Raw genomic sequence first — 11,365 nt, forward strand, 5'->3', positions numbered from 1 at the left:
GAGGTCCCACGGTAACCGCATGACCTCCACCGCAGTGATCACCGGGGCCTCCCGCGGCCTCGGACTCGCCCTCGCCACCGAGCTGTCGCAGCGCGGCTGGCGGCTCGTCGTCGACGCCCGCGACGCCGGCCGGCTGGACTCCGCCGTCGCCGGGCTCCCCCGTCCCGACCTGGTCACCGCGGTCGCGGGCGACGTCGCCGACCCGGCCCACCGCGCCGCGCTCGCCGCCGCGGCCGGCGACTCCCTCGACCTGCTGGTGAACAACGCCTCCGCCCTCGGCCCGACTCCGCTGCCGCCGCTGGCCGACCTCCCGCCGGCGGCGCTGGAGGACCTGCTGCGGACCAACACCGTCGCCCCGCTGGCGCTGGTGCAGGCGGTCCTCCCCGCCCTGCGGCGCGCCGGCGGGACGGTGGTCTCGCTCAGCAGCGACGCCGCGGTCGAGCCGTATCCCGGCTGGGGCGGCTACGGGGCGAGCAAGGCCGCGCTGGACCTGCTGACCGCGGTGCTCGCCGTGGAGGACCCGGCGCTGCGCGTGGTCGCCGTCGACCCCGGTGACATGGCCACCGACATGCACGCCGCGGCCGACCCCGGCGCCGACCCGGCCGACCTGGCCGCACCCGGGGACGTCGCCCGGGCGCTGCTGCGCCTGCTCGACGGGGACCTGCCCGGTGCGCGCGTGCGCGTCGGGGACCTGGAGGTGGCCCGGTGACCGCCGTTGCCGTCCCGATGGGAGCGGAGGCCACCGAGCCGCCGGAGCGCCGCGGCCTGGCCCGCGACGGCGTGCGGCTGATGGCCGTGCGCCCGGGCAGCCTCACCCACGCCCGGTTCTCCGACCTGCCCGGCCTGCTCGAGCCCGGCGACCTCGTCGTGGTCAACACCTCGGCCACGCTCCCCGCCCGCCTGACCGCCCGCCGGGCCGACGGCACGGACGTCCCGGTGCACGTCTCGACGACGCTGGACGACGGCACCTGGGTGGTCGAGGTGCGCCGCCCCGGCGACGACGGCCCCGAGACCGGCCTCGAGCCCGGCGCCGCGCTGGCCCTGCCCGGCGGCGTGCGGCTGGTCCTGCGCACCGGGTTCCCGGACCCGACCCGGCCCGGGCGGCTGTGGCGGGCGGCCGCCGACCCGGCCGTCGCCGTCCCGGCGTACCTGGCGCGGCACGGCGAGCCGGTCCGCTACCGCCACCTGCGCGGGCCGCTCGCGCTCGACGACGTCCAGAACGTCTACGCCACCGAGCCGGGCAGCGCGGAGAACGCCAGCGCCGGCCGGCCCTTCACCGACCGCCTGCTGGTGCGCCTCCTGGCCCGCGGCGTCCCGGTGGTGCCGCTGGTCCTGCACGCGGGGGTGTCCAGCCCCGAGCTGCACGAGCCGCCGGCGCCCGAGCGCTACCGCGTCCCGGAGGTCACCGCCCGGCTGGTCACCGCGACGCGGGCGGCCGGTCGGCGCGTGGTCGCCGTCGGCACCACGGTCACCCGGGCGCTGGAGACGGTCACCGGCGAGGACGGCGTCACCCGGCCCGGCGCGGGCTGGACCGACCTGGTCCTCGGCCCGGACCGGCCGGCGCGGGCGGTGACCGGGCTGGTCACCGGCCTGCACGAGCCCGAGGCCAGCCATCTGCTGCTGCTCGAGGCGGTCGCCGGCCGGGACCTGGTGGAGCGCGCCTACGCGGCCGCCGCCGGCACCTACCTCTGGCACGAGTTCGGCGACTCGATGCTGTTCCTGCCGTAGCCGGTGTCGTGCCGAGCGGGCCCCGGAGGGGTCCGCGCAGGCACGACGGATGGGCTCAGCGCCGCCGGGGACGGCGCCTGGTCGCGGTGTCGTCCGTCAGGACGACCATGTCACAGCCCCTCCAGGAGGACCTGCCGGTGCGCGGGCGGCCGGGCGGGGCAGGCCGTGCACATGGCCTCGCCGGGCAGCCGGAGCAGCAGGCAGCAGGAGACGCGGCGGACGTACCGGACGCCGCCGACGTCGGTGTACCGGGGCGCGGGCATCGGGTTGCCGACGGCCGCGGCCACCGGCGCGGCCAGCGCCGTGACCGCGCCGACGGCGCCCAGCGCCCGGCCGACGGCGAGCAGCCGGCCGGCCAGCGAGTCGGCGGCCACCGCCCACAGCGGCCGCGGCCGCACCCCGCCGGCCTCGGCCACCGCGGCGATCGCCGAGCCGAGCGCCTCGCGCAGCTCCCCCGCGGAGTCCGGTCCCGCCGGCGCCCGCGAGACGCCGGCCAGCACGGTGCCGCCGGCGATCTCGTACAGGGTGGTGTCGGCCAGCCGCGCCGACAGCGGCCGGCCGGTGGCCAGGCCCGCCGCGACCGGCGTCAGCAGCACCGCGGAGGCGGAGTACCACCACACGGTCGCGAGCACCCGCCGGTCGGCGCTGCGGTAGCGGCGGCCCAGTGCGGCCACGCGGCCGGCCGTCCACGCCGGGTCGGCCAGCAGGGCGGCCGGGAACGGGCGGGCCGACGGCGGTGCGAGCAGGCCGAGGCCGGCGGCGCCGGGCACCCGCGCCGCCACGACCGCCTGGGGTCCGCCGTCCACCCGGTCAGTGTGCTGCAGGCAGGTTGCGGTCGGCTGCCCCCCGGGCCGGGCCGGGCCCTACGGTGTGTGCTGGGACACGCCGCCGTCGGGCGTGCGGCGGTCACGAGACGGAGGGAGCACCACGTGAGCGAGTCGACCGGGTCGGAGGGCCGCCGGTTCCCGGCGCCGGAGCAGCTGGCCGCGTCCGCGAACGTGGGCCCCGACGTGTACGAGCAGGCCGGGGCCGACCGGCTCGCCTTCTGGGAGGCCGCGGCGCGCCGGCTCACCTGGACGCAGGAGTGGGACGAGGTCCTCGACTGGACGAACCCGCCCTTCGCCAAGTGGTTCGTCGGCGGCAAGCTCAACGTCGCCTACAACTGCCTGGACCGGCACGTCGAGGCCGGCCACGGCGACCAGGTCGCCTACCACTGGGAGGGCGAGCCGGGCGACACGCGCACGATCACCTACGCCCAGCTCACCGAGGACGTCTGCCGCGCCGCCAACGCGCTGGTCGAGCTCGGCGTCCGGGCCGGCGACCGCGTGGCCATCTACATGCCGATGATCCCCGAGACGATCGTCGCGATGCTCGCCTGCGCCCGCATCGGCGCGGTCCACATGGTCGTGTTCGGCGGCTTCTCCGCCGACGCGCTGGCCTCCCGCATCACCGACGCGGGCGCCGTCCTGGTGATCACCTCCGACGGCGGCTACCGGCGCGGCGCCCCGAGCGCCCTCAAGCCCGCCGTCGACGACGCGGTGACCCGCACCGAGGGCGTCCGCAACGTGCTGGTGGTCAAGCGCACCGAGCAGGACGTCGAGTGGACCGAGGGCCGCGACCTGTGGTGGCACGACGTCGTGGACCGGCAGTCGCCGCAGCACACGCCCGAGGCCTTCGACGCCGAGCACCCGCTCTACATCATGTACACGTCGGGCACGACGGCGAAGCCCAAGGGGATCCTGCACACCTCCGGCGGCTACCTCGCCCAGGTGGCCTACACGCACTGGGCGACCTTCGACCTCAAGCCCGACAGCGACGTGTACTGGACCGCCGCCGACGTCGGCTGGGTCACCGGCCACAGCTACATCGTCTACGGGCCGCTGGCCAACCGGGCGACGTCGGTCATGTACGAGGGGACGCCGGAGACGCCGCACCGCGGCCGCTGGTTCGAGCTGATCGAGAAGTACCGCGTCTCGATCCTCTACACCGCGCCCACGGTCATCCGGACGTTCATGAAGTGGGGCGAGGACATCCCGGCCGGCTTCGACCTCTCCTCGCTGCGGGTGCTGGGGTCGGTGGGCGAGCCGATCAACCCCGAGGCCTGGCTCTGGTACCACCGCAACATCGGCGGCGAGCGCTGCCCGATCGTGGACACCTGGTGGCAGACCGAGACCGGGGCGCACATGATCACGCCGCTGCCCGGCGTCACCGGCCTCGTCCCGGGCTCGGCCCAGCACCCCTTCCCCGGCATCTCGGCGAAGGTCGTCGACGACGAGGGCAACGAGCTGACCAACGACTCGACCGGGCTGCTGGTGCTCACCGAGCCGTGGCCGGCGATGCTGCGCACGATCTGGGGCGACGACGACCGCTACGTCGACACCTACTGGTCGCGGTTCGGCAAGGACGTCTACTTCGCCGGCGACGGCGCGAAGAAGGACGCCGACGGCAACATCTGGCTGCTGGGCCGGGTCGACGACGTCATGAACGTCTCGGGGCACCGCATCTCCACCACGGAGGTCGAGTCGTCGCTCGTCGGCCACCCGACCGTCGCCGAGGCGGCCGTCGTCGGGGCGTCCGACCCGACCACCGGCCAGGGCATCGTCGCCTTCGTGATCCTGCGCGGGAACGCGGAGGACTCCGGCGACGAGCTGGTGCAGACGCTGCGCAACCACGTCGCCCGCGACATCGGCCCGATCGCCAAGCCGCGGCAGATCATGGTCGTGCAGGAGCTGCCCAAGACCCGCTCCGGGAAGATCATGCGGCGGCTGCTCCGCGACATCGCCGAGAACCGCGAGCTGGGCGACGTCACCACGTTGACCGACTCCTCGGTGATGAACCTGATCAAGGACAAGCTGCCCGCCGGCAGCGGCTCGGAGGACTAGGCGCGGGCCGCGCGTCCCGGCTCCCCGCGCCCGACAGGGGGAAGCCGGGACGCGCGCCCGGCGATCATGGGGGACGATCCTCCGCAGGCCGTCCGCGGCCGTCCGACAGTCCGACCAGGGAGGAGCCCTCGTGGCCCACAGCGCGTCGTCCACCCAGCCCGCCGCGCGGCCTGCCGCCGGCGCCGACCCCTCCGTGGGCTCGCTGGTGCAGAGCGCCATGGCCGACGTCTCCACGCTGATCCGCGCGGAGATCGAGCTGGCCAAGACCGAGATCAGCCGCTCGGCGAAGAAGGCCGGCATGAGCGTCGCGCTGTTCGCCGTCGCGGGGGTGCTGCTGGCCTTCGCCGGCATCTACCTGTTCGTCACGCTCGCCGAGTTCTTCACGTGGCTGGGCCTGCCCCGCTGGGTGTCCTACCTCATCGTCACCGTCGGCCTGCTGCTCGTCGCCGCGATCGCGGGGCTCGTCGGTCTGCGGATGCTCAAGAAGATCGACAAGCCCGAGCGGACGATGGAGTCGCTGCGCGAGCTGCCCGACGTCATGCACCGCGAGGAGCCGGGCCAGCGCCGCCGCGCGCTGCCCACGGTGAGCAACGGGCGCGTCGAGCGGCGCTCCCCCGACAGCTACCTGGTCTGAGCGCCGGCACGACCGGGGGCGCCCCGAACGGCGAGCGGCCGGACGCCACCAGCGTCCTGCTGCCCGGCCCCTGGATCCACCGCGACGCGTCGGCCAACGGCGTCCGGCTGCACCTGGCCGAGGCCGGGGAGGGTCCGCTGGTCCTGCTGCTGCACGGCTTCCCGCAGTTCTGGTGGACCTGGCGGGCGCAGCTGCCCGCCCTCGCCGCGGCCGGGTTCCGGGCGGTCGCGCCCGACCTGCGCGGCTACGGCGCCAGCGACAAGCCGCCGCGCGGCTACGACCTGCCGACGGCGGCCAGCGACGTCGCCGCACTCGTCCGCGCCCTGGGCGAGCGCGACGCCGTCGTCGTCGGCCACGACTGGGGCGGGCTGGTCGCCTGGACGATGGCCGCGCTGCACCCGCGGGTGGTGCGCCGGCTGGTCGTCGTCTCGATGGCCCACCCGCGGCTGCTGCGCGCCGGCCTGCGCGACGCCGCCCAGCGGCGGGCCCTGCGCCACGTCCTGCGCTTCCAGCTGCCGCGGCTGCCCGAGTGGCGGCTGACCCGCACCGACGACGACCCGGTGGCCGAGTGGCTGCGCAACTGGGCCGGGCCGGACTGGACGCAGACCGCCGACTTCGCCGAGGCGGTGGGGCGCTACCGCTCGGCCGCGCGGATCCCCCAGGCGGCCTACGGGTCGATGGAGTACTTCCGCTGGGCCGGGCGCTCGCAGGTGCGGCCCGACGGGCTGCGCTACGCCCGCCGGATGGCCGCCCCGGTCACCGCGCCGACCCTGCAGCTGCACGGCGACGCCGACCCGCTGGTGCTGCCGCGGACCGCCCGGGGCTCGGGCCGCTACGTGGCCGGCGCCTACGAGTGGTGCGAGCTCCCCGGCGTCGGCCACTTCCCGCCCGAGGAGGCCGCGGCGGAGCTCGGCACCGCGATCGCCGGCTGGGCCCGCTGAGGGGAGGCCCCCGCAGGGGTCCGGCGGCGGTGCGGCCACCCTTCAGGGGCCCGCGCCGAGCGTGCGAGGTGCGGGGTGGCTTCTACTCGCAGGGGCCGGTGTCGACCTCGGCGGTCGCGGTGGAGCCGGCCCGCGCGGCCGGCGCGACCTGCTGCGCGGTGAGCGCGTAGCCGGTGGACGGGTCGTCGATGGCCGAGGCGAAGACCACGCCGAGGACCTGCCCGGCCGGGTCGAACAGCGGCCCGCCGGAGTTGCCGGCGCGCACCTCGCCGAAGAGCGCGTAGACGTCGCGCTGCACCGTGCGGGTGTCGCGGAAGTCCGGACCGCTGATCGGGCCCTGGTCGCGGACGCGGGCCGGGCCGATGAACAGCCCGCCGCCGCCCGGGTAGCCCATGATGATCGCGCCGTCGCCGGTGGCGGCGACGTCCGGCGTGAACGCCAGCGGCACCTGCGGCAGGTCGGGCACCGCGAGCACCGCGACGTCGACCTCCTCGTCGACGTAGACCGTCGTCGCCTCGTACTCCTCGCCCTCGGCCTCGACCACGGGGGCGTCCACCCCGGCGAGCACGTGCGCGTTGGTCATCACCCGGCCGGGCGCGTAGACGAAGCCGGAGCCGTCGATCTGCCGCGAGCAGGACGGCGCGATGCCGCTGATCTTGACCACGGAGCCCTGCACCCGGCCGACGACGGGGCTGGCGGCCAGCGCCTGGTCGGGCGCCTCGACCTCGCGGGCCCGGGTGGGCGTGAGCGGGTCGAGGACGTCGGGCAGCCCGCGGCGGTCGATCGCCTCGCGCAGGGAGTCGTAGACCGCGCGCACGCCGTCGGGGACGGCCCGGTCGACCGCCTGCACGAGCGCCGACTGGCGCACCTGCCCGGCGAGCGCGGGGAACGGGGCGGAGGCGAGCGGGGTGGCCACCATCCACGCCACGAGCAGCACCGCCACCGCCGACACCACCGCGCCGGCGACCGAGTCGAGCACCTCGGCCGGCTCCCAGGTGACCCGGCGCCGCACCGCCCGCCCGATCGCCCCGGCCAGCACCTGCCCGAGCAGCGCCCCCGCCAGGACGACGACCAGCGCGGCGAACACCCGGGTCACCGGCGACCCGTCGAGCCGGTCGGCGACCGGCCCGGACAGCTGCGCACCGAGGACGGCGCCGCCCAGGAAGCCGAGGAAGGAGGTCGCCGACACCACCAGGCCCTGGCGGAAGCCGGAGAAGGCGAAGACCAGGGCGAGGACGATGAGGGCGAGGTCGACCAGCGACATGGGTCAGCCGCGCACCGTCATGACGCCCGTCTGGCCGAGCTGGACGTGGAAGCTGCACTCGAAGGGGTGGTCACCGGGCGCGGTGACCTCGAACTCGATGGTCTCCGTCGCCCCGGCGGCCAGCAGCGGGATCTCCTCGGGGATCTCCTCGACGCCGGCGCCGGGCGTGAAGCGGAAGTTGTGGGTGGCCTGCGTGGCGGTGCTCTGGACGGTCAGCCGCACGCGGCCGGGGGCCACGGTGAAGGTGTCGGGCACGAACACGTAGTCGTCCGGCGTCTGGATGGTGACCTCCTGGACGCCGTCCTCCCCCGTGGTCACCGTGCCCAGGGACGCGTCGCTGCTCGAGGGGGCCGCGGCGCCGCCGCCGTCCCCGGAGCCGCAGCCGGCCAGCAGGACCGCTGCGACCGCCACCGCGGCGGCCTTCGTGCAGGGACCCGCCGCGAGTCCGCGAGTGGTGGGGGGCACGGAGGTCCTTTCGCTCATCGGCGCGGAACCGTACGCGTCGCGACGTCCCCGGGCCCGCCGTCGGCCACCGTCGGCGCGGCGGCGTCCTCGGCGCCGCCCTCCCCGAGCGAGCCGGGCGCGCCCTCGGGGCGGGCACCCGCCGAGTCCAGCGGGCGCACGTCGCGGGCGTTCCACGGCCGCGCCAGGCCGGCGGCCTCGAGGACGGCGTCGAGCAGGCCCGCGGTGAAGCCCCAGACCACCATCCCGGCGACCCCGAACGCCGGCCCCACGTAGCCGGCCGGGTGCCGCACGCGGAACCGGTTGGCCGGGTCGGCGAGCTCGGCCAGCGGCACGCGGGCCACCCGGGCCACCTCCAGCGGGTCGCCGACGGTGACGTCGCGCGGGTCCGCCCACCAGGCCACGACCGGGACGACGAGGTTGTCCGAGGGGCCGAGGAACAGCTCGGGCAGCGTGGCCAGCACCCGGACGCCGTCGGGGTCGACCCCGGCCTCCTCCTGGGCCTCCCGCAGCGCGGTGCCCACCGGGTAGTCCTCCCCGGGGTCGGCGCCGCCGCCGGGGAAGGCCGGCTGCCCGGCGTGCGTGCGCAGCCGCGCGGACTTCTCGATGAGCAGGACGTCGGCCCCGCGCGGACCCTCGCCGAAGAGGATCAGCACCGCCGACCGGCGCGCGGTGTCGGTGGCCGGCTGCATCCGGTGCCGCAGCGGGAGGTCGCCGGCCGCGGCCACCAGCCGCTGCAGGTACCCGGGCAGGCCGGTGGTGTCGACGCCGGGCAGCAGGCCTGTCACAGCTGCACCCCCAGGTGCTCGGCGACCAGGCCGCGCAGCTCGTCGACGGACTCGACCGCCCCGGTCCGCACGGAGACCACCGAGCCGTCGGCGGCGAGGAACACCGTGTGCGGCAGGCCGCGCAGGCCCAGCGCCGCGGCGACGTCGCCGCGTCCGTCGAAGGCCCCGGGGAGCGTGACGCCGGCGTCCTCGGCGAAGGAGGCCGCCTGCGGGACGCCGTCCTGGCTGACGACCCCCAGCACCCGGACGCGGTCGCCGGCCAGGTCGGCGAGCTGCTCCACCAGCGGCAGCTCCGCACGGCACGGGCCGCACCAGCTGGCCCACAGGTTCAGCACGGTGGGCGTCCCGGGCGCGCGGCCCAGGTCGAGCGTGCCGCCGGTGAAGCACTCGATCGGCGGGACGCCCGACAGGTCGCCGTCGGCCGCCGGCGCGTCGGGCTGCTCGGGGCAGGCCGCCAGGTCCGTCTGCGCGGAGGCGACGGTGGCCCGCTGGGGGGTGTCGGGCTCGTCCGCCTCGGCCGTGCAGGCCGACAGCGCCAGGCAGAGGCCGAGCAGCAGCGCCGCCCCGCGCCGGGCGCTCACTCGGTGTCCGACGCCGCGGGCGTCTTGACCAGCTTCAGCGCCGCCTCGGGGTCGGTGGGGCCGGTGCCGTAGGAGGGGCACCAGCGCGCCAGCCCGCACGCGCCGCAGGCGGCCTTCTTGGCGTGGCACACGCGCCGGCCGTGGAAGATCACGCGGTGGCTGAACATCGTCCAGTCACGCTTCGGGACGAGCTCGGCGATCTCCGCCTCGACCTTGACCGGGTCCTCCTCGGCGGTCCAGCCGAAGCGGCGGACCAGCCGGCCGAAGTGGGTGTCCACCGTCAGCCCCGGCACCTCGAAGGCGTTGCCGAGGACGACGTTCGCCGTCTTGCGGCCCACGCCGGGCAGGGTGACCAGGTCGGCCATGCGGCCGGGGACCTCGCCGTCGAACCGCTCGACCAGCGCCCGGGCGAGCCCGAGGACGGAGGTGGCCTTGGCGCGGAAGAAGCCGGTGGGCTTCAGGATCTCCTCGACCTCCGCCCGGTCGGCACCCGCGAGCGCCACCGGGTCCGGGTACCGGGCGAACAGCGCGGGGGTGACCTTGTTCACCGTCTTGTCGGTCGTCTGCGCGGACAGCACGGTGGCCACCAGCAGCTCGAAGGCGTTGGAGAAGTCGAGCTCGCAGTGCGCGTCGGGGTGGATCACCGCCAGCTCGCGGGCCATCCGGCGGGCACGGCGGGTGCGGGCCAGCGGCGTCTCGTCCGGGTCGAACGGCACGGCGGCCGGGCGGGCGGGAGAGCGGCGCGCTGCAGGGCGCGCGTAGGCCGGCGAGGACACGCGGTCGAGGGTAGGCGTCACCGGCGACGAGTCCGGGGCCGTGTCATCATCGCGACAGGCCTGCTCGCAGCGACCGGACAGGAGGTGGACGTGGTCGCGCTCATCGTCATCCTCTTCCCGCCCATGGTGATCGCCTTCCTCCTCGTGATGGAGCGGGTCGAGGAGCCCCTGCGCCGGCCGACCTCGCCGCGCGAGGTGGCCGAGTTCCTCGGCACCGCGACGCAGGGCGAGGTCGACACCCTGGCCGCCTCGGGCATCCGCCGGGCGATGGCGCGCTGGCGCCGCCGTCGCCGGTCCCGGGTCCGCCAGAGCACCGACTCCCTCGTCTAGACCACGCGCCGACGGGCCCCGACCCACCCCGCAGGGGGACCTCGTGGGTCTCCGAACGGGTGACCGCGGGCACAGCCGCCTAGACTCCCCCTGGACGCGGGTGCTGTCGCCCCGCACGTCGAGCGCGAACGGTGGGTGGAGAGGACACGTGGTGGACGAGGTGCTGGCTCAGTCCGGGCTCTTCCAGGGGCTCTCGGAGGAGGCCGTCGACCCGGTCGCCAGTCGTCTGGAGACGATCCCCCTGCCGCGTGGCCGGGTCGTGTTCAACGAGGGTGAACCCGGCGACAGCCTCTACATCGTGCTGAGCGGCAAGATCAAGCTGTCCCGCCGCTCCCCCGACGGCCGCGAGAACGTGCTCGCCGTCATGGGTCCCTCCGACCAGTTCGGTGAGCTGTCGGTCTTCGACCCGGGCCCGCGCACGGCCACGGCCACGGCGGTCACCGACGTGAAGCTGGCCAAGATGCCGCAGTCGGTGCTCCGGCCGTGGATCGAGGCGCACCCCGAGGTCGGCGAGCGGCTGCTGCACGTGCTGGCCCGGCGGCTGCGGCGCACCAACGACTCGGTGGCCGACCTGATCTTCACCGACGTCCCCGGCCGCGTGGCCAAGGCGCTGCTGCAGATGGCCGACCGCTTCGGCAGCCGGGAGTCCGACGGCCTGCGCGTCAAGCACGACCTCACGCAGGAGGAGCTCGCCCAGCTGGTCGGCGCCTCCCGCGAGACGGTCAACAAGGCGCTGGCCGACTTCGTGCACCGCGGCTGGATCCAGCTGCAGGGCAAGTCGGTCGTCGTCCTCGACGAGGACCGCCTCCGCCGCCGCGCGCGCTGAACCCCTGAACGCGAGAGGCCCGGAACCGACTCGGTCCCGGGCCTCTCGCGTCCAGGGGTTCGACGGTGGGCTCAGCACAACGTGGGAACGGCACCTGGCCGCGGTCTGTCGTGGCCGGTGGCGGGCCCGGAGGGTCCCCGCCGGACGCGGCGG

General features: G+C 76.1%; 13 protein-coding genes. 7 read left to right on the top strand and 6 right to left on the bottom strand.

Features of this window, described 5'->3' with window-relative positions; translation table 11 throughout:
- Positions 1-19: 19 nt before the first annotated feature.
- A complete protein-coding gene (locus HLV61_RS22145) occupies positions 20-709 on the top strand; it encodes an SDR family NAD(P)-dependent oxidoreductase (RefSeq protein WP_369259417.1) in 690 nt (229 codons plus the stop codon).
- Positions 706-1,728: an S-adenosylmethionine:tRNA ribosyltransferase-isomerase gene (locus tag HLV61_RS22150; RefSeq protein WP_369259419.1), complete on the top strand. Its 1,023-nt coding sequence runs from the start codon at positions 706-708 to the stop codon at positions 1,726-1,728. Before HLV61_RS22145 ends, HLV61_RS22150 begins: the two co-directional genes overlap by 4 nt.
- Positions 1,729-1,838: 110 nt before the next feature.
- On the opposite strand, the gene HLV61_RS22155 is transcribed toward HLV61_RS22150, so the two are convergent.
- Entirely contained in the window at positions 1,839-2,534 is a 696-nt protein-coding gene (locus HLV61_RS22155; protein ID WP_369259421.1) for a (2Fe-2S)-binding protein, read from the bottom strand.
- Positions 2,535-2,657: 123 nt separating this feature from the next.
- Between HLV61_RS22155 and acs the strand changes: the two genes are divergently transcribed.
- The 3 genes from acs to HLV61_RS22170 all read left to right on the top strand — a co-directional run bounded on the left by acs (position 2,658) and on the right by HLV61_RS22170 (position 6,185).
- A complete protein-coding gene (gene acs / locus HLV61_RS22160; protein ID WP_369259423.1) occupies positions 2,658-4,610 on the top strand; it encodes an acetate--CoA ligase in 1,953 nt (650 codons plus the stop codon).
- Positions 4,611-4,740: 130 nt separating this feature from the next.
- Positions 4,741-5,244, top strand: a complete 504-nt coding sequence (locus HLV61_RS22165) for a phage holin family protein (protein WP_369259425.1) — start codon at positions 4,741-4,743, stop codon at positions 5,242-5,244.
- A 146-nt stretch (positions 5,245-5,390) separates the two neighbouring features.
- Positions 5,391-6,185, top strand: a complete 795-nt coding sequence (locus HLV61_RS22170) for an alpha/beta fold hydrolase (RefSeq protein WP_369259446.1) — start codon at positions 5,391-5,393, stop codon at positions 6,183-6,185.
- Positions 6,186-6,267: 82 nt separating this feature from the next.
- Here HLV61_RS22170 and HLV61_RS22175 read toward each other — a convergent pair whose 3' ends face one another.
- The 5 genes from HLV61_RS22175 to nth all read right to left on the bottom strand — a co-directional run bounded on the left by HLV61_RS22175 (position 6,268) and on the right by nth (position 10,056).
- Complete coding sequence (locus HLV61_RS22175) at positions 6,268-7,449, bottom strand: MarP family serine protease (protein WP_369259427.1); 1,182 nt, start codon at positions 7,447-7,449, stop codon at positions 6,268-6,270.
- 3 nt (positions 7,450-7,452) lie between these two features.
- Positions 7,453-7,860, bottom strand: a complete 408-nt coding sequence (locus HLV61_RS22180) for a cupredoxin domain-containing protein (RefSeq protein ID WP_369259429.1) — start codon at positions 7,858-7,860, stop codon at positions 7,453-7,455.
- A 68-nt stretch (positions 7,861-7,928) separates the two neighbouring features.
- Positions 7,929-8,699, bottom strand: coding sequence for an NUDIX hydrolase (locus HLV61_RS22185; protein ID WP_369259431.1), 771 nt, complete (start codon positions 8,697-8,699; stop codon positions 7,929-7,931).
- The gene (locus HLV61_RS22190) at positions 8,696-9,280 is read right to left on the bottom strand and encodes a TlpA family protein disulfide reductase (RefSeq protein WP_369259433.1); all 585 of its coding nucleotides are present in this window, start codon (positions 9,278-9,280) and stop codon (positions 8,696-8,698) included. Before HLV61_RS22190 ends, HLV61_RS22185 begins: the two co-directional genes overlap by 4 nt.
- A complete protein-coding gene (gene nth / locus HLV61_RS22195) occupies positions 9,277-10,056 on the bottom strand; it encodes an endonuclease III (protein ID WP_369259435.1) in 780 nt (259 codons plus the stop codon). Before nth ends, HLV61_RS22190 begins: the two co-directional genes overlap by 4 nt.
- Before the next feature lie 90 nt (positions 10,057-10,146).
- Here nth and HLV61_RS22200 point away from each other — a divergent pair, with 90 nt between their 5' ends.
- A complete protein-coding gene (locus HLV61_RS22200; RefSeq protein ID WP_369259437.1) occupies positions 10,147-10,386 on the top strand; it encodes a hypothetical protein in 240 nt (79 codons plus the stop codon).
- 151 nt (positions 10,387-10,537) lie between these two features.
- Entirely contained in the window at positions 10,538-11,212 is a 675-nt protein-coding gene (locus HLV61_RS22205) for a Crp/Fnr family transcriptional regulator (protein ID WP_110908349.1), read from the top strand.
- Positions 11,213-11,365: the final 153 nt, after the last annotated feature.

Source organism: Geodermatophilus amargosae, assembly GCF_041028265.1.
GTDB lineage: Bacteria > Actinomycetota > Actinomycetes > Mycobacteriales > Geodermatophilaceae > Geodermatophilus > Geodermatophilus amargosae_A.